Annotated in this window: 23 protein-coding genes and 1 riboswitch; of the genes, 13 read left to right on the top strand and 10 right to left on the bottom strand. The window is 38.9% G+C overall.

The window, feature by feature from the left end; translation table 11 throughout:
• Positions 1 to 88 precede the first annotated feature (88 nt).
• Positions 89 to 832, bottom strand: a complete 744-nt coding sequence (locus FAR12_RS00855; RefSeq protein WP_126405760.1) for a (S)-benzoin forming benzil reductase — start codon at positions 830 to 832, stop codon at positions 89 to 91.
• A gap of 52 nt (positions 833 to 884) precedes the next feature.
• A complete protein-coding gene (spoIIP, locus tag FAR12_RS00850; protein ID WP_126405758.1) occupies positions 885 to 2,000 on the bottom strand; it encodes a stage II sporulation protein P in 1,116 nt (371 codons plus the stop codon).
• Positions 2,001 to 2,237: 237 nt separating this feature from the next.
• Between spoIIP and FAR12_RS00845 the strand changes: the two genes are divergently transcribed.
• Positions 2,238 to 2,510: a hypothetical protein gene (locus tag FAR12_RS00845; RefSeq protein WP_126405345.1), complete on the top strand. Its 273-nt coding sequence runs from the start codon at positions 2,238 to 2,240 to the stop codon at positions 2,508 to 2,510.
• Between the two features lie 20 nt (positions 2,511 to 2,530).
• A complete protein-coding gene (locus FAR12_RS00840) occupies positions 2,531 to 3,070 on the top strand; it encodes a spore coat protein (protein ID WP_126405344.1) in 540 nt (179 codons plus the stop codon).
• Positions 3,071 to 3,215: 145 nt separating this feature from the next.
• Here FAR12_RS00840 and FAR12_RS00835 read toward each other — a convergent pair whose 3' ends face one another.
• The 4 genes from FAR12_RS00835 to FAR12_RS00820 form a co-directional block, all read right to left on the bottom strand.
• A complete protein-coding gene (locus FAR12_RS00835; RefSeq protein ID WP_126405343.1) occupies positions 3,216 to 3,950 on the bottom strand; it encodes an ABC transporter ATP-binding protein in 735 nt (244 codons plus the stop codon).
• A complete protein-coding gene (locus FAR12_RS00830; protein WP_126405342.1) occupies positions 3,947 to 4,645 on the bottom strand; it encodes an ABC transporter permease in 699 nt (232 codons plus the stop codon). The genes FAR12_RS00835 and FAR12_RS00830 overlap by 4 nt, the downstream gene beginning before the upstream one ends.
• 96 nt (positions 4,646 to 4,741) lie before the next feature.
• On the bottom strand, positions 4,742 to 5,623 hold the full coding sequence (locus FAR12_RS00825) for an ABC transporter substrate-binding protein (RefSeq protein WP_126405341.1): 882 nt from the start codon (positions 5,621 to 5,623) through the stop codon (positions 4,742 to 4,744).
• A 13-nt stretch (positions 5,624 to 5,636) separates the two neighbouring features.
• On the bottom strand, positions 5,637 to 6,536 hold the full coding sequence (locus FAR12_RS00820; RefSeq protein ID WP_126405340.1) for a substrate-binding domain-containing protein: 900 nt from the start codon (positions 6,534 to 6,536) through the stop codon (positions 5,637 to 5,639).
• A 229-nt stretch (positions 6,537 to 6,765) separates the two neighbouring features.
• On the opposite strand from FAR12_RS00820, the gene FAR12_RS00815 reads away from it, so the two are divergent.
• Together FAR12_RS00815 and FAR12_RS00810 are read left to right on the top strand one after the other, a co-directional pair.
• Positions 6,766 to 7,545, top strand: a complete 780-nt coding sequence (locus FAR12_RS00815; protein WP_126405339.1) for a DUF4931 domain-containing protein — start codon at positions 6,766 to 6,768, stop codon at positions 7,543 to 7,545.
• A gap of 67 nt (positions 7,546 to 7,612) precedes the next feature.
• A complete protein-coding gene (locus FAR12_RS00810; RefSeq protein WP_126405338.1) occupies positions 7,613 to 8,779 on the top strand; it encodes an FtsW/RodA/SpoVE family cell cycle protein in 1,167 nt (388 codons plus the stop codon).
• A gap of 189 nt (positions 8,780 to 8,968) precedes the next feature.
• Here the strand turns inward: FAR12_RS00810 and FAR12_RS00805 are convergent, their stop codons facing one another.
• The 4 genes from FAR12_RS00805 to FAR12_RS00790 form a co-directional block, all read right to left on the bottom strand.
• Entirely contained in the window at positions 8,969 to 10,045 is a 1,077-nt protein-coding gene (locus FAR12_RS00805; RefSeq protein ID WP_126405337.1) for a Ger(x)C family spore germination protein, read from the bottom strand.
• Positions 10,029 to 11,129, bottom strand: a complete 1,101-nt coding sequence (locus tag FAR12_RS00800) for a GerAB/ArcD/ProY family transporter (RefSeq protein ID WP_126405336.1) — start codon at positions 11,127 to 11,129, stop codon at positions 10,029 to 10,031. The genes FAR12_RS00805 and FAR12_RS00800 overlap by 17 nt, the downstream gene beginning before the upstream one ends.
• A 12-nt stretch (positions 11,130 to 11,141) precedes the next feature.
• Positions 11,142 to 12,623 carry a spore germination protein gene (locus FAR12_RS00795; protein ID WP_126405335.1) on the bottom strand — a complete coding sequence of 494 codons (1,482 nt, stop codon included), beginning with the start codon at positions 12,621 to 12,623 and terminating at the stop codon, positions 11,142 to 11,144.
• A gap of 202 nt (positions 12,624 to 12,825) precedes the next feature.
• Positions 12,826 to 12,957: a YuzL family protein gene (locus tag FAR12_RS00790; protein WP_126405334.1), complete on the bottom strand. Its 132-nt coding sequence runs from the start codon at positions 12,955 to 12,957 to the stop codon at positions 12,826 to 12,828.
• A gap of 242 nt (positions 12,958 to 13,199) precedes the next feature.
• Between FAR12_RS00790 and FAR12_RS00785 the strand changes: the two genes are divergently transcribed.
• The 9 genes from FAR12_RS00785 (at position 13,200) to FAR12_RS00745 (ending at position 22,583) form a co-directional block, all read left to right on the top strand.
• Entirely contained in the window at positions 13,200 to 15,584 is a 2,385-nt protein-coding gene (locus FAR12_RS00785) for a 3-hydroxyacyl-CoA dehydrogenase/enoyl-CoA hydratase family protein (RefSeq protein ID WP_126405333.1), read from the top strand.
• Positions 15,585 to 15,681: 97 nt separating this feature from the next.
• Positions 15,682 to 16,857: an acetyl-CoA C-acetyltransferase gene (locus tag FAR12_RS00780; protein WP_126405332.1), complete on the top strand. Its 1,176-nt coding sequence runs from the start codon at positions 15,682 to 15,684 to the stop codon at positions 16,855 to 16,857.
• A 58-nt stretch (positions 16,858 to 16,915) separates the two neighbouring features.
• Positions 16,916 to 18,700: an acyl-CoA dehydrogenase family protein gene (locus FAR12_RS00775; RefSeq protein WP_126405331.1), complete on the top strand. Its 1,785-nt coding sequence runs from the start codon at positions 16,916 to 16,918 to the stop codon at positions 18,698 to 18,700.
• A gap of 328 nt (positions 18,701 to 19,028) precedes the next feature.
• Positions 19,029 to 19,385, top strand: coding sequence for an arsenate reductase family protein (locus FAR12_RS00770; protein WP_126405756.1), 357 nt, complete (start codon positions 19,029 to 19,031; stop codon positions 19,383 to 19,385).
• A 79-nt stretch (positions 19,386 to 19,464) separates the two neighbouring features.
• Positions 19,465 to 19,848, top strand: coding sequence for a glycine cleavage system protein GcvH (gene gcvH / locus FAR12_RS00765; protein ID WP_126405330.1), 384 nt, complete (start codon positions 19,465 to 19,467; stop codon positions 19,846 to 19,848).
• A 199-nt stretch (positions 19,849 to 20,047) separates the two neighbouring features.
• Positions 20,048 to 20,401, top strand: a complete 354-nt coding sequence (locus tag FAR12_RS00760; RefSeq protein WP_126405329.1) for a toprim domain-containing protein — start codon at positions 20,048 to 20,050, stop codon at positions 20,399 to 20,401.
• Positions 20,402 to 20,417: 16 nt separating this feature from the next.
• A complete protein-coding gene (locus FAR12_RS00755) occupies positions 20,418 to 20,732 on the top strand; it encodes a thioredoxin family protein (protein ID WP_126405328.1) in 315 nt (104 codons plus the stop codon).
• Between the two features lie 93 nt (positions 20,733 to 20,825).
• Positions 20,826 to 22,094: an MFS transporter gene (locus FAR12_RS00750; protein WP_126405327.1), complete on the top strand. Its 1,269-nt coding sequence runs from the start codon at positions 20,826 to 20,828 to the stop codon at positions 22,092 to 22,094.
• A 138-nt stretch (positions 22,095 to 22,232) separates the two neighbouring features.
• On the top strand, positions 22,233 to 22,583 hold the full coding sequence (locus FAR12_RS00745) for an SCP2 sterol-binding domain-containing protein (protein WP_126405326.1): 351 nt from the start codon (positions 22,233 to 22,235) through the stop codon (positions 22,581 to 22,583).
• A gap of 82 nt (positions 22,584 to 22,665) precedes the next feature.
• Positions 22,666 to 22,776: riboswitch (SAM riboswitch) on the top strand.
• Positions 22,777 to 22,811: the final 35 nt, after the last annotated feature.

Genomic DNA, 22,811 nt, shown 5'->3' with positions numbered 1-22,811 from the left:
AGACCTCTCAATTAAGAGGTCCAGAAAAAGGGGGAATTACACTTGTGTTAATAGTATTACCGCCTTTGAGAGATTTATTCATGGAAATCTAAATTAATTTATTCATATGATAGATTTCGCCATTTACTACTTTCCCTGAAAGTAATAAATCGATTAGTGCATTCGCTACAGTATCAGCACTACGCAAATGTCCTTCTTCCTTATAGCTCTTAAACTTTTCAATATCATGAAAGGCTTCCTTAGAAGAGGAACGAATCGTCTGCTGCATATCTGTGTCCATAATGCCAGGGCTGAATCCAATCATAACGTGATTTCCATTAGAGGTTTCTTGCTCTAGTGCTCCTGCTTGAGTAAACATGTTCACAGCTGCTTTTGTACTACAGTATATGCTCCAGCCATGGATAGGACGTTCTGCTGCACCTGATGTTACATTAATAAAAGTTACTTTAGATTTCGCTAAGCGTTGTGTCAAAAGGTTAGTGATAAGAATAGGGGCAAGGAAATTAATGTTAAGATTTTGCACGACAGACTCGGGAGCGAGCTTGCCAACTGTTTCAATCGGCTCCACAACCCCTGCGTTGTTAAATACCCATAACTCATTCGTACCGCTTAATTTTCTCACAATCTCAGTAAAAGTTATTTCAATGCTTTTTGGATCTGAAAAATCACATCGAAAATGAGCATAAAATAGCTTCTTATCCTCTGCAAGCTTCCGTAAATCCTCATTTTCTTTTCTTGAGACAGAAAAGATGCCAAACTCTTCGTTTATTAATCTTGTGGATATTGCTGCACCTAACCCTTTTGAAGCGCCTGTTATAATCGCATATTTCATTTTTGTCACCAGCTTTTTTTTCCTCTAGTATACTGGAAAGAAGGAAATCTTTCTAAGGGGTCCCGTTGACAGCTTCAGCTTCAAAGTAGTATGCGCTAAAAATATCTGCAAAGGCTTCGACACTGTGTTGCAGCTCTGACCATTCATTCTCTACTCCTCCAAATTCGACTAACAAGGCGCGATCGGAAAGGTCTTGATTGTATATCCCATTTCCTTCATTTTTTCCTTTCTTTAAAACGCCTCGGCTTATGCCTGGGTATTTTTCCTTTAATTTCTTATCGAGCTCCATCGCGATTTGAAGATTTTGTTCATAATTTTTATGCTCCTTACCTACAACAAAAAACAGTTTGGCATAGGATTTTCCATTAATCACTTTCGTTGTTATATCTTTCTCAGATGCATCACGATGAATATCAATGAGAAAATTCAAGTCGCTATTGGTCGCCATTGCTTCCTGTACGATTTTACGAGACAGAGTATAAGAGTCATAGTAGTCTAAATTGTTCTCAAACAATTTTTCCGTCATATTCGTTGTATCGTGCACCGTACCAATTCCTCTTTGATTCAGTGCATCAGCAAGCATCCCGCCTACACCGACTATATTCACCTTGTCATTAGAACTTACTGCATTAACAGGTTCAGTAACACCCTTTAGTAAAGGCATAAATGATTCCCAGCTATGCGTGTGGTAAATGAGGACAGGTCTTTTTCCAGGTGCAATTGGAGTTGGCTCATTTTCTTCGGCTTGTAATCTCTCTTCCGCAATTTCTCGTTCTTTTAATAAAACTTCCATAGGTGGTGCGGATTCGATTGGTAAAGTAGTGAAATCGGTGCCTTCCCCAGCCACGACAATTTCTGTATCAAAAATAGAGTAGCCAGGGAGCTCTCTCCCGAGAAAGGTACGGATATCAGTTGGTTTAACATTGGCAAAGAATGCGAAGGCAAGATCGGAAAATGAGTAAGGCCAATTTTCTTCTGTTCCATGATAAAAATAGTGATTCTCCGTCTGGAGGATGCGAACGAGTAAATCATTTGTTGTGACTTCATCGGACCAATCTTTTAGTTGTCCAGGAGTAAGTGGGCGGGAGTAGGTAGAGATGAGTCCAGCGATGATTAACGTGAAGATAATTCCAAAAAACCAACCATTAAAATAAGGGAAAAAATTCATTCTATTATGCAATAGAATTCCTCCATTTCTTTCCGAGGCAAAAGTAGATCAATTGCTTGTATGTACTTTATATATATATTGGACTATCTCGCTGGTTAGAAGTGAATCATGGAGATTGAACTAAGGGCGTTTTTCCATCGTGCAAACGCCTTTTCTATGTGGACTAGTGGAAGAGCCCACAACCGTAGTGGGGCATCGGCATATGAATTAATATAAGCGCTCAAGGGGGTGAGATGGTTGGGAGAAATGAATGACAAAATGCAAGAGGTGTCCAAAGCACTACTTGGAATGCGTGTAAAGGATGTATTTAAAAAAGATGGCTTAAAGTTAAGGGAACTTTCAACTGAGGATAAAGATCAAATCAGGAATCTATACAAAAACTTGGAACAACAAGTAAATGAATTTGTGAACAGGTCACAAGCCAAAAAAGAATCAGTTTCACCAGAAACAGTTGAGAAAGCAAAAAGAACCCGAAGAACTTTAAGGGACAAAGTAAGAAAGAAAAAATAAGAAGCAAAGGAGAGATATGAATGTTAGGTGGAAGAACAGAGTACGTACAAGATGAAAGATACGGATCTAGCAGATGCAATACATGCGGCCACAGTTCATGCCAATGTGGAAGAGGCAATGTTGGAGGCGAGTTCAGAAGATTTAACGCGCTAGACCCAACTAGCCAATTCCCTTTTTCTGATAACGAAGCTGCTATTCTTCAAAATGCTGACCAAGTTTCAGATATTGAACAAAGATCAAATGAACGTATTATCATTAAAGACAGCTGTGACATTAAAGTATCAACAACTGATACTCAAGTAGCAGTTTCTATTCAAGCAGCTATCCAAATCGCGATTGCACTTGTCATCAACATCACAATTGCAGATGATGAACAAGCTGAATCAATCACACAAGATTTACTTCAATTCTCACAAATCCAACAAGTTAATCGTCAAACAATTTGCATTGAAAACTCCCGTGATATCGAAGTATCAACTACTGACACAGACGTAGCAGTATCTATCCAATTATTACTTCAATTATTAATCGCTATCCTTATCCAAGTGGATATTCTTTAATCTTATACCCAGTTGAGGCATAGCCAAAACGTAATTTTTCCCGTATGTTAGTAACCCAAACAACCCAAACCTCCTATATATATAAAGTAGCATGTTCACTTCACATGCTACTCTTCTTTTTTATTTGGGGCTCACGTTTCTTAACTTAAAGGATAAATTCCTTCCACTCCTGGATAAAGGGAGCAGTGATTTCGTTTGGATGTTCAATTACATCTAAGGTGTTCCCTAATTGCTTGATTTCCCCATCCATAAGTATGGCAAGTCTATCGGTAAGGTACTTTATTTCTAATAGGTCATGACTAACAAATACTGTCGTTGTTTCGGTTGCTTTTAAAATCTCCTTCAATTCTTTCAGAAGCTGCACCTTTGTAGGGAAATCGAGGGCAGAAAATGGTTCATCTAAAAACAATACTTCAGGCTCGATCACCATTGCTCTTGCAAGATTGACCCTTTGAGCTTCTCCACCAGATAAATGATAAGCATGCTTTTTGGCAAGGTGAGCAATATTAAATTTGTTTAGCCAGTATTCGACCTTCTCGTTAATTTCTCTCTTCGGTAGCTTGCGAATTTTTAAACCGAGGGCCACATTTTGATAGACTGATGTGTTTAGTAATAAGGATTGTTGTAAGGCTATCGCAAATTTTCGCTTCATTTCGATCGTGACCTTATGGGCAGAGAGCTTCGTATCCTTAAAAAATAGAGAACCATCTCTTGGGGAATCGAGTAGAGATAAAATTTTTAATAGAGTACTTTTTCCAGCTCCATTTGGACCCATAATCCCAATGATTTCTCCTTGTTCAATCGAGAGAGAAGGGATCTGAAGAATGGTTCTATCCTGAACACCATAGGTCATATTTTCTAATTTTAGTAGTGTACTCATATTTTTCGACTCCTTTGTTGCAGGAACGTTAAGCAAAATGTCACAATAAAGGCTAATGTCATAATAATGAAGGAAAGGGCAAAGGCAACATCAAAATTCCCTTTGGAAACCTCCATCACGATTGAAGTCGTTAAAATTCGTGTATCTCCTCGGATGTTACCACCAACCATCATCGCAGCTCCAACCTCAGCGATGACTCTACCAAAGCCAGCAATGACAGCTGCTAGAATAGCAACCTTTGTTTCCAACAGTAAAATTTTCAACATTTGCAGCTTGGTCGCCCCTAATGCCCGAATTTGCATCAGCATTTTTTCATCAATTTCCTGAAAAGCGCTTGAGGTGAGCCCGATTAATATCGGCAAGGATACAAGCACTTGGGCCATGACGATAGCTATCGGAGTATATAAAAGAGAGAGGTGTCCGAGTGGACCTGCCCGCCATAGGAAGATGGTAATCCAAAGACCTGCGACAACGGGAGGCAGACCCATGCCAATATTAATGAATACTAATAGTAGCTTTCTTCCAGGAAACTTGGTTAGCCCAAAAAGAATGCCAAGCGGAATTCCTATGAGAGTACTAATCAAGATTGCTGTCAAAGAAATACGTAGGGTTCTCCATGTAATTTCATAGATTTCTGGATCACCAGAAGCAAGCATTTCCATTGCGCGTCTTAATCCATTAAGTAGTAAGTCCATCGGTCTTCAACTCTCTTTTTTAATCAAAGTTCAAATGTTTTTTGGTTTTTCAAAAAAAGCCTAGCATTATTATTACACTAAGCATTTTTGTAACTATTACTCTGTATATTTATAGAACAAGGATTCTCCGTATTCTTCTTTACCAAACTCTTCAATGAAGTTTTGTGTATCCTCGTCTACGATAAATTCAACAAATGCTTTCGCGCCGTCATTATTGATTTGTTCATTTTTAGCAGGATCAACTTCCATGACATGATAAATATTTAATAAAGCATCGTCACCTTCAATGGCAATGTCCATATCTGGATAGTTTGCTTTTTGCGCTAAGTAAGTAGCTCTATCTGTTAAGACATAGCCTTGCTTTTCAGCAGCAACTTGTAGAGTATTACCCATTCCTTGCCCTGTTTCTAAATAAGAAGCATTTTCTGTTGGCGTAACATTGATTGATTTCCAAATTTCTAATTCTTTCTTATGTGTACCAGAATCATCTCCACGAGATGCAAAAACAGCGCTGCTATCGAACAATTTTTGGAAAGCTTCATTAATTGCAAGGCCTTTTACACCAGCAGGATCAGCTTTTGGACCTACGATGATAAAATCGTTGTACATGACACGCTTATAATTTTGAACATCGCCATTATCGACGAGTTCTTGCTCAGAAGCAGGAGCGTGAGTTAAAAGCACATCAGCTTCTCCGTTAACACCCATTTCCAGCGCTTGACCAGTACCTACGGCAACAGTTTTTACTTTGTAAGGGAAGTTTTCTTCAAACATTGGTATAAGCTCATCAAGCAATCCACTATCTTGCGTACTTGTTGTTGTTGCTAAAATTAAGTCAGTGACTTCTACCTGTTCTTCTGTTGCTGCAGTAGCTTTCTCTGCTTCTTTAGTCTTGTTGCTGTCTGTATTCCCACATGCTGCTAGGAATAGGAGTAAGAATGCGATTAAGGATGTTGATAATAAACGTTTAAAATTCATTTTGATATTCCTCCTATTTTTTCTCAAAAATGATTTTCCCAAATTCTTCTGTGTTATAGCCTTCAAGATTGCGAATGCTTTCTTCAAAGCTAGTCAATTGGATAATATCGAGTAAATGCTGTAGTGCTTCTTCATTCTTTTTGTTCCAGCGAAGGACTAAATCGAATTGCTCATTTTTAATTGGAATAAAGTCCAAGTTAAGCTGTTCGGCTGCAGAACGTATGCCTAAAGCAGTATCGGCAATTCCACGACTGACTTGTGAAGCTGTGGAAAGATGATTCCATTCTTCATTTTCATAACCTTTGATAGAAGAAGGTGCTATATGCTCGTTTGCCAATGTATAGTCCAATAAGAACCTAGTTCCAGAGCCCTTTTGCCGATTGACAAAAGTGATATCCTTACGTGTTAAGTCCCGGCAATCCTGAATACCTTTTGGGTTTCCTTTTGCGATCATGAGCCCCTGTTCCCGACTTGCTAACCGAATAACCGTTAGTGGTTCATGAACAAAGAACATCTTAATAAAAGGAAGATTGTAATCACCCGATGACGGGTCAAGGAGATGAAGAGCCGCTACATCACAGCTTCCCCGATAGAGCATCAACAAGCCCTCAAGACTTCCAATATAAGTAGGCTGAATCGTTAGGAAATCTGCCTGTTTCGTTACATACTTGATTAAATGCTCAATTAAAAAATCATGACTACCAGCGATTTGTAAACTAGTAGAATACTCATGTTTTTTTCCTGATGATGAATCGAGATTTTTAAATCGTTCCACCTCGGTTTTTTCAATACGCATCTTATTGCCTACACGAAAAGCTTGAAGCTCTCCTCGTTTAATAAGCTCGTAAACCGTATGCTTGGATATCTTAAATAACTTGGCAAGTTCATCTGGTGTATAGGTTTCTTCTTGCAATACAAGCCCCCCCAGCATTTTTCTCATTCCCAACTTACTAAACTTTTTGTTTAGGCACTGTGACTTTAGTTACTTTTCGTTAAGTTTTGTTTAGTTTTGTTTAAAGAGTTCACATGTTGTTCACATTATGCACTTGGATTGAAAAGCTCGCGAAAATGAAAAATATCCAATACAATAAAGAAAAAAATATAATCATATTATTAACCTGAAAAATAAAGTGGGTGAGGGAATGAAGGATACACATTTATTGTTTAATACATCAATAGGGGTACAGAAACCGGAAAGTATTCGCAATAAAAATACAAGTTGTCCATTTTGTGCGAGAGAAGAGCTTACCGATATTATTGCTGTAGAGGATTCTATTATTCTCTTGAAAAATAAGTATCCAGTGCTAGAAAATGCTTATCAAACGGTTTTAATTGAAACGGATGATTGTTCGAGTGAGCTTTCGATGTACTCAAAGGAACATTTAGTAAAATTGTTTACCTTTGCTATTAAGCACTGGTTTGAAATGGAGAAAAGTGGACGTTTTGAGTCTGTTCTATTTTTCAAGAACCATGGCCCTTTATCCGGAGGAACGATTGCCCATCCGCATATGCAACTTGTTGGATTGAAATCGATCGACTATATGGAAAATGTGACAGCTTCCGTTTTTGAAGGAAATGAAATTCACGAGGAAAATGGTGTTGTTTTTTCTCTATCAACCGAGCCAAAAGTTGGATTTTATGAATTTAATGTAAAAATGACGGACCTCAACCAAATTGAGTCCTTTGCGAACTATATCCAAGTAGCAGCCCACTATATTTTGAACGATTTTATTTTTCGAGCGAATAGCTATAACATCTTTTTTTACCATGTGGATAATGCAATATTCGCGAAAATTGTCCCGCGTTTTGTGACAACACCTCTTTATATTGGGTATTCTATCCCGCAAGTTCCAACGAATTTGGAACAGGTTAGGGACGATGTAATTAGAAGATATTTTGTAAAAATAACCAACACTTTATAAAAAGTTGTGATTTCTTTCTTAAAAAAATATAATGAAGTATTGTACAAGACCTTAAGGAGAATTCATCATGACTACCGATAAGAATACGTCCTCCAAGTTAGACTTTAATTTAATCTTTATTTTGTTTTTATTATTTGTTGCAAGCTGTATTTCGATATATAGTGCCCAATCAACAGGGCAGTATGGTGAAAACTTTTTACTAAAACAAATTGTTTGGTATGTTATTGGCGGCGGAATTATTGCTACTGTCATTAACTTTGATTCAGACCAACTGAAAAAACTATCCTGGTATGTATATGGGCTCGGTTTAGCATTGCTTGCGTTTTTGATTGTGGCGCCGGACAGTATCGCACCGGTTATCAATGGGGCAAAAAGTTGGTTCCGAGCACCAGGTATAGGTTCCCTACAGCCTTCGGAATTTGTAAAAGTGTTTTTAATTCTCGCATTGGCAAGAACGATCGTCGATCATCATGAGAAGACGTTGGATAAGACGATCCAAACAGACTTATGGCTTCTTCTGAAAATCGGGATTGTTACAGGAGCACCACTGTTGCTTGTTATGCAGCAGCCTGACTTAGGGACTTCCTTGGTACTCCTTGCGATTATGCTTGGAATGGTCTTTATTTCAGGAATCACATGGAAAATCCTTGTTCCAATCTTTGGGGTTGGCGTGTCACTGATCTCGGTTATTTTTTATTTTGTGTTGTGGAAGCCCGATTTGTTAGAGAAATATCTAGGAGTAAAAGAGTATCAGTTTGGCCGTATTTATTCCTGGCTTGATCCTTATAATTACTCCAGTACAACTGGTTACCAACTGACGAAATCACTTCTTGCCATAGGCTCAGGTCAGACGGGTGGAAAAGGCTTCGGAACGAGAGAGGTTTATTTACCTGAGAGTCATACGGATTTTATCTTTAGTATCGTTGGAGAAGAGTTCGGTTTTATCGGCTCAAGCGTTTTAATCAGCTTATTCTTTTTGCTCATTTATCACATCACAAGAGTAGGCATGGAAACGAAAAACTCTTTTTACACGTATATTTGTGTAGGAGTCATTAGCATGATTACATTCCACGTCTTCCAGAACATCGGTATGACGATTGGGGTTCTTCCAATTACAGGTATTCCTCTGCCGTTTATTAGCTACGGAGGAAGTGCGTTGATGGGGAATATGCTAGCGATTAGCTTAATCTTTTCGATTCGTTATCACTATAAAAAATACATGTTTTCGGAGTAAAGTTTTTAGAGCTTCCAGAAATAAGGGAACGGGCATCGCTTAGGATGCCCGTTCTTTTGCTTTGTCCGAAAAAAGGAACCATATCAGTAGAAATTTTCATATACTCCCCGTTTGATGCCAAGATTGGCTGAAACCGAGCAATCGTAGTCAATCAAAAGAAATTCATATAAGCGCTCCTCAAAAAACTTCTTACTCAATCACCCCAGCTTCTGTAATCATTACATGGGGCACAACCTTGACTGTAAGATTTTGCAAGTCAGACTCGAGCCATTTAGACAAATCATAATTTCTCGTCCGTGTCTTGACGAAATGACCAAATCCAACTGGATCAATTTGTTTCTCTTTAAAAATTTCAACTAATTTTGTACTTTGTTCTTTTATTTCTTCTGTAAAGGCTTTTTCTAATAGTTTAATCTGATCTGGCCTCACTTCATTTCCTGTGTACTCATTGACGATTCCTTGAACTTTTATTTTTACAGTGATCTCCAACGGAGAATGTTGACTCAAATCAAAATTATGGGTAGAACGAATACTTCGGATTGCCGCTTCCCCGTCCTTAGTTTGCACCCGATGTAATCCATTGCTGTATTTATCTACGAGAAGGCGGAAGAAGAACATTTGGTCCGGGTTAATGGTTTCAACGACTTTCCCGTGTTTAAAAAAACAAATTCCGTTTAACTCAATCTTTTCATCTGATATTTTCTTTAACTGTGGCATAAAAGGAGTTTGTCCCTCTTGATAATAAGAAAAGAGGAATTTTTGCAAATTGGTTTTTGGAAGATCCTCATTATCAATATTATTCTCTAATAAATTGGAGATAAAAGTAGCGTTGCCTCTAACTCCATAATTGCCTTCCATCAGCTCTCTTGCCTCTCCATCAACAACCGCTAAATAAAGTCCTGATCCCACGCCAGGGTCACGTTGAAAGGCATCAATTAATTCGAGAACTCCATCTTTACTAGCCAGTTCTTTTGCGAATAAGACAGCCTCCATACTTCCCGTTACGATTGGGTTGGCTGACTGAAGCTGAATATCCTGTAGGATTGATTTTTTAATCAGTGCTTTCGCCGTCAATGTTTTGTTTTCAGGAGGTTGATCCGGTTGGTAAATGGGATAAAGAATTGTCCCGCTCGTCATACCCTCTCCTGCATAATCGAATCCAATTGCCTCAATGAGATTAATATCATCTAATATTTCTTTCTTGACGCATCCGTTTAACAAAAATGCGATAGATGTCAAAATGATGATTTTATGAACCAACTTCATTTTTTTTCACCTTCTTCGCAATCAAGGTAGCTACCAGTAATAATGGAAAATAGATGAAATTAAGGTAGAACCCAACTTGTCCAACCATGTCACTCAGAAGATTAACCTGTTTACGAGTGAATAGAAAGCTAGTCGCGATTAAACAAATGATAGCTAAAATGGGGACAGTTGTTCTTTGTTTAATCGAAAATAATCTTTTAACGATACGGCTAGAGCACCATAAGGCGATACTAGCATTCGGCAAAATAATTAAGCACCAATTGGCAATGCCAATATACTCAAATCTCTCCACAAACGGCATCATAATGATTTTCCACATCGTTAAGGTTGGCCAAATGTTTTTTTGCAGTTGGTTTTCTGGAAAATATGCAAATGTCAGAATGGCCAGGTATAGACAAATCATAGTTGTGGAAAAAACAGCCAGGTGAGCCCATTTTTTCGATTTTTTTGGATCCTTTATAAAAGGATAAAAGATCAGTAGAGACTCAAACCCTAATACAGTAAGGGACATATTTTTACTACCTAAAAGAATATCGGAAATAGAATGATCTAAGATTGGAAGCAGGTTATTAAATTCGGCATATGGTAATGTGAATAAAAAAAGTGCAAATACGTAGAAGGGGAGGACAATCCCGAAAAAAGCCATCCCTGTTACCGTTCTGAAGCCTCCAAAAATAATGTAGACAACTACACTGAGAAGGACTAAGGAAAACCAAAAGGTCGCTAAGTCAGTAAACATCCATACTTGAATAATTTCCACATAGGTTCGAATGACGGTCACTGTTAACAAGAGGTAGTAGAGAATAAAAAAAATGCCGAATATTTTACTGACGATTTTGCCAAAGACAAATGTATGGATGGAAATCATATCGCCATTTACGGTTTCTAACATTTTAAAAAGAGCCCATAACACGATATGGACACCTATTCCGACAAGGATAATCGATATCCAGGCATCGTGCCCAGCGTTTTTGGCGATAATTCTTTGAAACCCTAAAATACCGATCCCGAATTGCATCTTTTGCACGACAAAGAAGACGAGAAAAGGAGAGATTTTTTTGTTTTCAGGAATGCTTATACTCATGATGCAAAACCTCTATTCATCGATATCTTGTTTCTGTTTAGCATCTCTTTCATTCAATCGTGCCGGTTGCTTCGAACGTAAAAAAACTGGGCGTTTGGCTTGGTTTTTAAATGACAGCCTCACAAGAGCATCCTTCATATCCTGTCCCCTCGGTGGATATAAGGGTTCTAAATAGGGTCTCCCGAGGGAGGTTAAGCGGATAAGATGAGTCAACATGATACAAAAAGATAATACTATCCCAACCAATCCCCACAACTCTGCAAATAATAGAAATGGAAACCGCAGTAGACGAATTGTATTACCCATTCTATACACAGGGGTTGTAAAAGAGGCAAGGGCAGCTAAGGCAATGATAATCAAGAGGACATTGCTTGTTAAACCAGCCTCTACGCTTGCTGTTCCAATAACAATCCCTCCTACGATACCGATTGTTTGGCCGACCTTGGTCGGTAGTCTAGCTCCGGCTTCTCGCAATAGTTCAATCGTTAACTCAAGAAAAAGTGCCTCAAGTATCGGTGGAAAAGGAATCGCTCGTCGAGACGCAACCAATGCACTCAATAGATCCCGAGGGATAAGCTCATAATGATAACTTAACGTTGCCACATAAATCGGTGTTACCAAAATGGAAAAGGTTACGGCAAAAAGGCGAATCAATCGGAAAAAGGATGATACGATCCAGTTAAGAAAATAATCTTCAAAAGAACTGAACAATTCTACTAACGTCGTTGGTCCGATTAAAGCGTGGGGTGAACCGTCAACGATGATGGCTACTTTTCCTTCAATAATACCCGCGGTTACACGATCCGGCCTTTCGGTATCCAATATCTGTGGAAATGGAGAATTTTGATTATCTGAGATGATTTGAACAATAAAGGAACTATCCGTAATTCCGTCAATGTCAATATCCTGTAACCGTTGGCGTACCGTATTTACATTTTCTTGATTGGTAATCTCTTCAAGATAAATGATCGCGACTTTTGTTTTTGACACTTTTCCGATCGTTAATTCTTCAATAATCAGCTCTTTTACAGGAATTTTTTTTCTGACAAGATTCAGATTTTGTTTCATTGATTCGACAAAGGCTTCCTTCGGTCCAATGACGCTAAATTCGACCTCAGGTATACCAATGTTTCTTCCTACTTCTCTTTGCGCAGAAAAGAAACACAATTGTTCCTCGTTTCCCACGACTTGGACAAGAACATTACCATTAAACAGTTTATTTTCAATATCTTTTGCATTCGTAGAAATCTCTGTTTCAGCAATGGGAATCAATTCTGGAACATCATCAAGGTGGTAAAGCTCCCCATGTAGCAAATAGGGAAGAGCCTCTTTGTGAATGATTTTTTCATCGGTGAGGCTTGCGATGAAAGTTAAATAAAACTCAACTTTTGTTTTTTCGTTTGTAAAATGAAGATGCCTGTAATCATTAGATTTGGACAAGACTTTTACTAGGGCTTCTTTTTCAGTGTTCTTTTTCTTGAATGGAATTTTCATTGGAACAGGTCCCCTTATCCAAAAAGCTACCCATATTGTTTCCTTTTTTGGTATGATTATCCGAATTCTTGCTTGAAAAAAAGACAAGAGCCCGTTGTCTAAACGGACTCTCCGAAATATGAGCGGTATCTAAATGATTAAAGATGTGGACCCCCTTGGATGAGGGAAGGGCGATCTTGAGCAAAAATCTCTGATTTAATCTTTAGCGTTTAAATTGATCGTTCTGGCTGTTCTTTTTATCCTTATGTGCCTTTTCAGCTCCTGGACCTGCATTGCCTTCCACACTAGCGGCACTGACTCCTGCCTTGGATGGATCTTTCTGTTTTTTACTCATTTGAACACCTCCAAATACAAAGTAACACCTATAACATTTCCTAATTAGCATGGACTTATGAATCAAGAAAATTTTCAAAAAATTTATTGCGGAAAAAGTCTAAATATTTTATGATGAGATTATCTAGAATGTTTCATGATGTCCTTTTTTGAAGTGAAGTCATGAAATAAAATTTATGCCAAAAATTTTTTTATCACAAAAATGAATGAGTATTCATTCAAAAATAAAAGGAGGAGAAGTCATTGGTCCAACAAATCAAAAAAGCAGCAGTTTTGGGCTCTGGTGTCATGGGTTCTGGGATTGCCGCGCATTTAGCAAACATTGGAATCCCAACCTTGTTATTGGATATCGTACCTCGTGAATTAACAGATGCCGAAAAAGTAAAAGGGTTAACCCTAGAAGATAAGCAAGTACGTAATCGAATTAGTGAAACAGCTATTCAAAAACTATTAAAGCAAAAACCTGCACCACTTACTTCAAAGAAGAATCTTACCCTTATTCAAGCAGGGAACTTTGAAGATGACCTTGTGCTCTTAAAAGATGTGGACTGGGTAATCGAAGTCGTTGTTGAAAATCTTGCAATCAAAAAGCAGATTTTTGAAAAGGTTGATAAGTACCGTAAACCTGGAAGCATCATCAGCTCCAACACATCAGGGATTTCTGTTGAAGCGATGGTAGAAGGTCGCTCTGAGGACTTCCAAAAGCATTTCCTAGGAACGCACTTCTTCAATCCACCACGCTACTTGAAACTATTAGAAGTGATTCCGACAAAGCATACAGATACTGAAGTTCTTTCTTTTATGAAAACATTTGGCGAAGACGTTCTTGGCAAAGGTGTTGTTGAGGCAAAGGATACTCCGAACTTTATTGCGAACCGCATCGGTACGTATGGGTTACTCGTGACTGTTCGCGAAATGATAAAAGGTGGCTACAGTGTCGGTGAAGTAGATTCTGTGACGGGTCCACTAATTGGAAGAGCGAAGAGTGCAACCTTTAGAACCCTTGATGTAGTCGGTCTTGATACATTTGCTCACGTGGCAAAAAATGTGTACGACCAAGTAGAGGGAGCAGAAAAAGAAGTATTTGAAATTCCAACCTTTCTTCAGAAAATGATCGAAAATGGCTGGTTAGGAAGCAAGTCTGGCCAAGGATTTTTCTTGAAGCAAGGAAAAGAAATTCTCGAATTAGATCCAGCAACACTAGAATATGGACCACGGAAAAAACTGCAAGCACCGTCAATTGAATTAGCAAAGCAAACAAAAGGCGTAGCGAATAAATTGAAAGCGCTTGTTTATGCAAAAGATCGCGCAGGAGAGCTTTTATGGAGTATTTATAGTCCAGTATTAGTATACTCAGCAGACCTCCTTGGGCAAATTGCAGACGATGTCGTTGCAATCGACCGGGCGATGAAGTGGGGTTTCGGTTGGCAGCAAGGTCCATTTGAAGCATGGGATGCGATTGGCGTTGAGAAATCCGTGCAAAAAATGGAAGAACAAGGCTTAACCGTTCCTGCTTGGGTGAAAGATATGCTTGCCAAGGGCTTTACTTCTTTTTATAAGGAAGAAGAGAATGGAGACTTATATTTCTACCAAAATGGTGAGTATAAATTAGTAGAAGAAAATCCAAAGGTTATGAATCTGGCAAAAATCAAAAAGCAAAAAGGTGTCATTAAAAAGAACACTGGTGCGAGCTTAATTGATATTGGCGATGGCGTAGCGTTACTTGAATTCCATTCAAAGAGCAATGCAATCGGCTTGGACATTTTGCAGATGATTAACTTTGCTATTGATGAAGTGGAAAAGAACTACAAAGGGCTAGTGATTGGAAACCAAGGCAAGAATTTCTGTGTAGGTGCGAATCTAGCGATGATCCTAATGGAAGCACAGGACGATGTATTTGAACTTGATATGGTTGTTCGCCATTTCCAACAAGCGAGCTTAAAAATTAAGTACAGCAGTAAACCAGTTGTGGCCGCGCCGTTTGGCATGACACTCGGTGGAGGAGCAGAAGTATGTCTTCCTACTGCACATATCCAAGCTTCGTCTGAAACGTATATGGGTCTTGTTGAAGCAGGAGTTGGTCTAATTCCTGGTGGAGGCGGAAACAAAGAGCTTTATATCAAGCATTTGAACAGCCTGCCAAATGGAGTTGAATTTGATCTTCAAAAGGTAGCGAACGCTGTATTTGAAACGATTGCGATGGCGAAGGTCTCTACTTCTGGTGAGGAAGCACGGGATAACAACTTCTTAAACAAGGCTGATGGAATCAGTGTAAACGGTGACCATCAAATTTATGATGCTAAGCAAGCCGTTTTAGCCCTTTCTGAGCAAGGGTATACACCGCCAGTACGTAAGAAAGTACCAGTTGTTGGCGAACCTGGTTACGCAACGTTATTACTAAGGGCACAAGCAATGCTCTACTCAGGCTATATTTCGGAGCATGACATGAAAATTGCGAAGAAGCTTGCGTATGTAATTGCAGGTGGAAAGGTTCCATATGGCACAGAAGTAGATGAGCAATATTTGCTAGATTTAGAGAGAGAAGCTTTCTTAAGCCTAGTGGCAGAGCCGAAATCTCAGCAACGTATGCAGCATATGCTTTTAAAAGGAAAGCCATTGCGCAACTAATTAATGCCTATAATCATAAAAGAATTTCATATAAATAGGTGTATTCACAGTCTATAGATAGATAGTTTCGTAATATGAATGAAAGAGAGGGAATGAGATGAGAGAAGCGGTAATCGTAGCAGGAGCCCGTACTCCGGTCGGAAAAGCGAAAAAGGGCTCACTTGCGAATGTACGACCAGACGATTTAGGGGCTCTTGTGGTTAAGGAAACGTTAAAAAGAGCGGGCAATTATGAAGGAAATATCGATGATTTGATAATTGGGTGTGCGATGCCAGAAGCGGAGCAAGGTTTGAATATGGCCCGCAATATCGGGGCACTTGCTGGACTTCCTAACACAGTACCGGCAGTAACGGTGAATCGTTATTGTTCATCAGGCCTTCAAACGATTGCTTATGCTGCTGAAAAAATTATGATCGGTCATGCAGACACTATCCTAGCTGGTGGAGCCGAATCCATGAGTATGGTACCAATGATGGGGCATGTGGTTCGTCCAAATGCAAAATTGGCTGAAACTGCGCCTGAGTACTACATGGGTATGGGACATACAGCTGAAGAAGTGGCGAAGAAGTATGGAATTTCCCGCGAGGACCAAGATGCTTTTGCTGTACGCAGTCATCAAAAGGCAGCTAGAGCCATTCAAGAAGGAAAATTTGTGGATGAAATTGTTCCTGTTGAAGTAACGAATCGTTATGTGGACAGTAACAACAAGCTTGTAGAAAAAACATTTTTATTCAGCCAAGACGAAGGTGTCCGTGCTGATTCTACAGTTGAAACACTAGCGAAGCTTCGCCCAGCCTTTTCTGTTACAGGTTCTGTTACAGCAGGGAACTCTTCACAAACAAGTGATGGAGCAGCGGCGGTTTTAGTGATGGATCGAGAAAAAGCTGAAGCACAAGGCTTAACTCCTCTCGTGAAGTTCAGATCCTTTGCCGTTGGTGGCGTACCACCTGAAATCATGGGTGTTGGTCCTGTTGTAGCGATTCCAAAAGCGTTGAAGCTTGCTGGATTAGAGCTATCTGATATTGGCTTATTTGAGTTAAATGAAGCATTTGCTTCTCAATCTCTTCAAGTTATTCGAGAGCTTGGCTTAGATGAAGAAAAAGTGAACGTCAATGGAGGCGCCATTGCACTTGGCCATCCACTTGGCTGTACAGGTGCAAAATTAACGCTATCTCTCATTCACGAAATGAAACGTCGTAACCAACAATTTGGTGTGGTCACGATGTGTATTGGTGGAGGAATGGGTGCAGCTGGAGTATTTGAATTATTGTAGTCAAATTTTAGGGGAGTGATTCTTGCTCCCCTCCTAAATAGAATGGAGGAATAATCACATGTCAAATCAAACTGAAAACCTAATTAAAGGTGGAAGCTTTCTAATTGAAGACGTGAACTACGATCAAGTATTCACACCAGAGGATTTTTCTGATGAGCAAGTAATGATTGCAAAAACAACAGAGGATTATGTTGTCAATGAAGTATTACCTGAAGTACCTTATCTTGAAAAGCATGAATTCGATCGTTCTGTAAAGCTATTAAAATCAGCAGGAGAATTAGGACTTCTTGGTGCAGACGTACCTGAAGAGTACGGCGGTCTTGCATTAGATAAAGTAAGCTCAGCCCTTATTGCTGAAAAAATGGCGATTGCTGGTGGTTTCGGAATCACACACGGAGCACACGTAGGAATTGGATCACTTCCAATCGTGTTATTCGGAAACGAAGACCAAAAGCAAAAATATCTTCCAGAACTTGCAACTGGTGAAAAGATTGCAGCTTACGCATTAACAGAGCCAAGCTCCGGATCAGATGCACTAGGCGCAAAAACTGTAGCGAAATTAAATTCAGCTGGTACTCATTATGTGTTAAATGGAGAAAAACAGTGGATCACAAACGCTGGATTTGCTGATGTATTCGTAGTTTATGCAAAAATTGATGGAGATAAATTCTCTGCATTTATCGTCGAAAGAGAATTCCCAGGAGTTTCTACTGGTGCGGAAGAAGATAAGATGGGGATTAAGAGTTCATCTACTCGTACATTGATTCTTCAGGATGCACAGGTACCTGTGGAAAACCTTTTAGGTGAAATTGGCAGAGGTCATATCATTGCCTTTAATATCTTGAACATCGGTCGTTACAAGTTAGGGGTTGGTGCTCTTGGTGGAGCGAAACGTGCTTTAGAAGTAACGATTCCATACACAAACCAACGTCAACAATTCAAAACACCGCTATCTTCTTTTAACTTAACAAAAGAGAAGATTGCTACTATGGCTTCCAAGCTATATGCGGCTGAAAGCTCCATTTATCGTACGGTTGGATTATTTGAAGAGCGTATGAGCAAACTGACTGAAGAAGAGGTTAACGGTGGAAAAGCTGTTGCTGCTTCAATCGCTGAGTACGCAATTGAGTGCTCATTAGGTAAGTTCTTCAACACAGAAGTTCTTGACTATGTTGTGGATGAAGGTGTTCAATTACACGGCGGTTACGGCTTCATGGAGGAATATGAAATTGCGCGTGCGTACCGTGATTCTCGTATCAACCGTATTTTCGAAGGAACAAATGAAATTAACCGTTTACTAGTGCTTGGAACATATTTGAAGAAAGCTCTAAAAGGTGAACTTCCATTATTCCAAAAGGCAATGGCGCTACAAGAAGAATTGATGATGCTAATGCCTGAAGAGCCAGGTGATGAGCCGTTAGCGCAAGAAAAAATGTTAGTGAATAATGGTAAGAAAATTGCCCTACTTGCTGCGGGCTTAGCTGCTCAAAAATTCGGCAAAGAAGTTGAAAAAGAACAAGAAATCTTTGTTAATATTGCTGATATTGTGGCGAATGTATATGCAATGGAATCTACAGTGCTTCGTACGGAAAAAGCGATTGCGAAGAACGGCCTAGAAAAGAGCAACCAAAAGCTTCTTTACACTCAAATCTTCTGCCAAGAAGCATTCAATAAAATTGAAGCAGATGCAAAAGAAACATTAGTTGCTGCTGAAAGTGGAGATATGCTACGCATGATGATTTCTACCCTTCGTAAGCTAACTCGCCACACACCAATAAATGTGATTGCGAAAAAACGTGAAGCTTCTGTAAAACTTATTGATGCTGAAAAGTACGTGCTGTAAGAAAAAAATTATGTTCCGAGGCTCCCCTTTTACAAGGGGAGCTTTATAATTTTCGTGAATCATTGTGATGATTATTCCAATATGGTACTATGCAAATAGAAACTTTTAGCTAAGGCTGTTTTCGTAAAGAGTGTTGTTAAAATCCTACTGCCGATTTTAACGTAGAAATAGCTATTTGGTGCATCGTAACTAGTTTGCAAGCTCTTTTCTAAATGATTTACGACTAATTATCATTGACAACAAAGATATTGTTTTTTTGCTCCAAAGCAATAAAGTTTGAGAAAAGAGCTTTAGCAAAATGGATAACATTACAGGGGTAGGTGAAATTATGGGATTAACCTTTTACTGGTATCCGAAATGTGGGACATGCCGTAATGCGAAGAAATGGCTAGATGCCCACAATGTTTCGTATCAAGATGTACATATTGTTGAAAATACGCCTTCTCGAGAAGAGCTTGAGAAGCTGTATAAAAAAAGTGGTTTAGACCTTAAAAAGTTTTTTAACACAAGTGGTATGAAGTATCGTGAACTTGGGTTAAAGGATAAGGTGAAAACTGCCTCTGATGAGGAACTCCTTGATATTCTTGCTTCTGATGGCATGCTGATCAAGCGTCCATTACTTACTGATGGAGAAAAGGTGACATTAGGCTTCAAGGAAGAGGAGTATGAGAAGTTCTTTAGTTGATGGGTATGGTAAGACACTTATATCAAAGTATGTAATGTAAAACTACATATAACAATCAATTGATAATGGAGGGGTTAACATGGCTACACCAAAAGAATTACGTTATTCAAAAGAACATGAATGGGTAAAGATTGAGGGAGAACAGGCACGTATAGGGATTACTGATTTTGCACAATCAGAGTTAGGTGACATCGTTTTCGTTGAGCTTCCTGAAATAGGAGATGAAGTGACAGCGAACGAGCCTTTTGGAAGTGTGGAATCCGTTAAAACTGTTTCTGAGTTATACGCTCCAATCAGCGGAAAAGTTGTTGAAATTAACGAAGAATTAAACGACAGTCCTGAATTTGTTAACGAATCTCCATATGAAAAAGCATGGATGATTGTAATTGAACCAGCTGATGCTTCTGATGTAGAAAAATTAATGTCTGCAGCAGAATATGCAAGCATGATTAATGAAGACTAATTTAAACTGCGCTCCTTTTTAGGAGCGTTTTTCATTTATTTTGTCATTTTTTGAAACACTAACTAAAAACAACCTGTCAGTTGTTTAAAAGAAGGAGAAAAGTATCATTCCTTGTATTTTTTACAAAAAGGCAGGAGATGAACTCTCCGTTCTCGAAAACATATAATAGTAGTTACCATAATGGCAAAAGGTGATATAGATGAATGATATGTACGCAGAGAAGATTATTATCGTTGAAGGAACGACTGATAAGCGAAAAGTACAAAGCATTGTCAAAGAACCTGTTGAAATTATTTGTACAAACGGAACGATAAGCATCTCACGATTAGATGAACTAATCGAGTATATTACGGGAAAAGATGCGTACATTTTAGTGGATGCCGATGCTGCTGGCGAAAAGCTAAGGAAACAATTCATACGTGAGCTTCCAGAGGCAGAACATCTTTATATTGATAAAATGTATCGGGAGGTTGCCACGACGCCGGAACATCACTTAGCGACTGTTCTTTTGGCAGCAAATATCGATGTCCATGCTGAATTTTTGGATAAATGAGATGGTGAGGAACTAAATGCAAGAATGGAATAAAGATGAAATCAACGAAAAATTAAAGGGAGAGGGCAATTTTATCTTATACCTCTATACTCCCTTGTGCGGCACTTGTCAGGTTGCTGGAAAAATGATTGAAGTTGTAGCAGAGTTATTTCCTAACCAAATGTGGGGGAAATGCGATTTAAATTATATTCCCCAATTGGCATTAGAGTGGGAAGTGGAAAGTGTCCCCTGTTTGCTGATTTTCCGGGAATCAGAAATTATTGAGAAATTATATGCGTTTCATTCGGTACCATTTTTATATGAAGTGATTAAACAAAAGACTCTTATCTAGGGTCTTTTATTTTTGTGAAAATTTTGTTTACTTTCGGATGTGGAGAGATTATGATATTTAGGAATACGAAATAATCACAAGGAGATTACTCTCATGCCATTTTTGAAAGAATGGTCTTCACAAATAAAAAGCTACAATCAAAACATAAGATTGACGATATTAGCCAATGTTTTTGTACAAATTGGTTTAGGCGTTTTTATGGTGATTTATAACTTTTACGTTCGGGAGCTTGGTTATGATGAGCAAGTAAATGGCCAGGTTATTTCAATGACATCATTAGCGACAGCTTTGATCCTTGTCCCAGCTGGGATATTCAGTGACCGTTTTGGAAGAAAGAAAATGATGCTTTTTGGAGTAGTCCTATCAGGACTCATCTTAATAATGAGAGGAATTTTTGAAGGGCAATCCTTATTGGTTAGTTTGGCTTTTGCAACGGGTTTAACGATAGCGTTCTTTCAGGTGTCAGCCATCCCTTGGTTGTCGGAAAACTCCAAGCCTGGTCAGAGAGTATACCTATTTAGTATTTTTTCAGCCGTCATGACAGGTGCGAGTGTGATCGGGAATTTATTCGGTGGAATATTAACGGATTTCTTCGCTGTTTATTTTTCACAATTGGTAAGTATTCGCCTCACCTTACTAATCGCAGGAGGAATTTTTCTTATTGCCTTAATCCCAATCGCAAAATTTCATGAAGTAAGGGAAGTGAAGAAGGAAAGAGAAATAAAGATTCCATTTAGGGAAAAGTTTCGCTCACAACGGGAGGGTTTCAAAATTATTCTCTTGTTTGCCGTAGCCCAATTAATCATCGGTGTCGGAGCTGGATTAGTCATTCCTTATTTGAATCTCTATTTTGCTGATCGATTCTTCGCATCCAATTCAGTCATTGGACTCATTATATCTCTAGGTCAAGCAGCTACTGCGGTCGCGATGATTATTGGTCCATTAATGGTAAAACGGTTCGGAGAAGTTAAAGCGGTTGTAATCTTACAATTGTCATCATTGCCGTTTCTTCTATTAACCGCCTATACCGAAAATTTGTGGCTCGCTGCCGTTGGGTTCTTGTTTAGACAAGCACTGATGAATGCAGGTAATCCAATTCAGACGTCGTTAATGATGTCGAGAGTCGACAACTCGGTAAAAGGCTTAGCTAATTCTGTAAACCAGATGGTTTTTAATCTTGGATGGGCCATTATGGGACCTGTCTCAACGGGAATTGTGATAGCGCACGGTGCATATTGGGGCTACGCGATCGTTTTCTCGATTACGGCTAGTCTTTATTTAGTTGGCTCACTTTATTTTTTAAGAGTGTTCAAAAGTCTAAAACCAAGTGGAACTCCTTCGACAGTAAAGGCTGCTCAATAGCATGAAACTACATATTTCTTGGGAAATGTTGTAGATTCTTCATCCCTTACGAAATGTTTGTCGAACAAAAATAAGAGGGAATGAAAGAGAGCTAGCCGAATATATGTATGAAACCAGCAACACTTAGGAGGACTTACCTTGTTGGAATTATTGCGTGTAATGGTGGAGGAAGTAAATACAAGAGGTCATCTTACCTCATTATTAAAAGGCAATCAATTGACCGTTCTTTTACGTTCAGAAGAGGAAGAAGTCATATTAAAAATAGAAGATAGTCAGTTATTCTTGAGTCAAGATCAGGAAGAAAGAGTGGATGTTATCATCTCGGGAACGCATTCAGTACTAACCGAGTTGGTTTCAGGGAAGATAAAACTTAGGACTGCCAGTAAAAATAATGAGATCGAGCTAAAGTCTACTATGAGAGCTTCGTTATTCATAGAGTCTTTGTTCATACTCGCTATTCCGAAACAAAATCAATTCATTTTGGGATAAAACTTTTTCGTTGACACCCTTATTTTCGCATGATAATATAACTATCAGATTATTATTTCTATAAAAACAATTACATAGCTCGCTCTTATCAAGAGAGGTGGAGGGAAGTGCCCTATGAAACCCGGCAACCGTCAATGTGCGACATTGAAATGGTGCCAATTCACACAAAGCAGATTGCTTTGATAGATGAGAGAAAGGAATATTGATATTTCATGCCTTTCTGCTTGT

Origin of the sequence: Bacillus yapensis (genome assembly GCF_005280205.1) — a bacterium.
Classification (GTDB): Bacteria; Bacillota; Bacilli; order Bacillales; family Cytobacillaceae; genus Robertmurraya; species Robertmurraya yapensis.
The sequence above is the reverse complement of the archived record's forward strand: the minus strand, read 5'-3'. Positions and strand labels throughout refer to the sequence as shown.

What these genes read in the sequence shown, in the direction of transcription:
- FAR12_RS00780 (WP_126405332.1), top strand. Translation starts at nt 15,682, where the DNA reads ATGAGAGAAGCGGTAATCGTAGCAGGAGCCCGTACTCCGGTCGGAAAA.
- FAR12_RS00830 (WP_126405342.1), bottom strand. Translation starts at nt 4,645, where the DNA reads ATGGACTTACTACTTAATGGATTAAGACGCGCAATGGAAATGCTTGCT.
- FAR12_RS00855 (WP_126405760.1), bottom strand. Translation starts at nt 832, where the DNA reads ATGAAATATGCGATTATAACAGGCGCTTCAAAAGGGTTAGGTGCAGCA.
- FAR12_RS00795 (WP_126405335.1), bottom strand. Translation starts at nt 12,623, where the DNA reads ATGAAAATTCCATTCAAGAAAAAGAACACTGAAAAAGAAGCCCTAGTA.
- FAR12_RS00750 (WP_126405327.1), top strand. Translation starts at nt 20,826, where the DNA reads ATGCCATTTTTGAAAGAATGGTCTTCACAAATAAAAAGCTACAATCAA.
- FAR12_RS00755 (WP_126405328.1), top strand. Translation starts at nt 20,418, where the DNA reads ATGCAAGAATGGAATAAAGATGAAATCAACGAAAAATTAAAGGGAGAG.
- FAR12_RS00815 (WP_126405339.1), top strand. Translation starts at nt 6,766, where the DNA reads ATGAAGGATACACATTTATTGTTTAATACATCAATAGGGGTACAGAAA.
- FAR12_RS00825 (WP_126405341.1), bottom strand. Translation starts at nt 5,623, where the DNA reads ATGAATTTTAAACGTTTATTATCAACATCCTTAATCGCATTCTTACTC.
- FAR12_RS00805 (WP_126405337.1), bottom strand. Translation starts at nt 10,045, where the DNA reads ATGAAGTTGGTTCATAAAATCATCATTTTGACATCTATCGCATTTTTG.
- spoIIP (WP_126405758.1), bottom strand. Translation starts at nt 2,000, where the DNA reads ATGAATTTTTTCCCTTATTTTAATGGTTGGTTTTTTGGAATTATCTTC.
- FAR12_RS00775 (WP_126405331.1), top strand. Translation starts at nt 16,916, where the DNA reads ATGTCAAATCAAACTGAAAACCTAATTAAAGGTGGAAGCTTTCTAATT.
- gcvH (WP_126405330.1), top strand. Translation starts at nt 19,465, where the DNA reads ATGGCTACACCAAAAGAATTACGTTATTCAAAAGAACATGAATGGGTA.
- FAR12_RS00835 (WP_126405343.1), bottom strand. Translation starts at nt 3,950, where the DNA reads ATGAGTACACTACTAAAATTAGAAAATATGACCTATGGTGTTCAGGAT.
- FAR12_RS00760 (WP_126405329.1), top strand. Translation starts at nt 20,048, where the DNA reads ATGAATGATATGTACGCAGAGAAGATTATTATCGTTGAAGGAACGACT.
- FAR12_RS00790 (WP_126405334.1), bottom strand. Translation starts at nt 12,957, where the DNA reads ATGAGTAAAAAACAGAAAGATCCATCCAAGGCAGGAGTCAGTGCCGCT.
- FAR12_RS00840 (WP_126405344.1), top strand. Translation starts at nt 2,531, where the DNA reads ATGTTAGGTGGAAGAACAGAGTACGTACAAGATGAAAGATACGGATCT.
- FAR12_RS00770 (WP_126405756.1), top strand. Translation starts at nt 19,029, where the DNA reads ATGGGATTAACCTTTTACTGGTATCCGAAATGTGGGACATGCCGTAAT.
- FAR12_RS00800 (WP_126405336.1), bottom strand. Translation starts at nt 11,129, where the DNA reads ATGAGTATAAGCATTCCTGAAAACAAAAAAATCTCTCCTTTTCTCGTC.
- FAR12_RS00810 (WP_126405338.1), top strand. Translation starts at nt 7,613, where the DNA reads ATGACTACCGATAAGAATACGTCCTCCAAGTTAGACTTTAATTTAATC.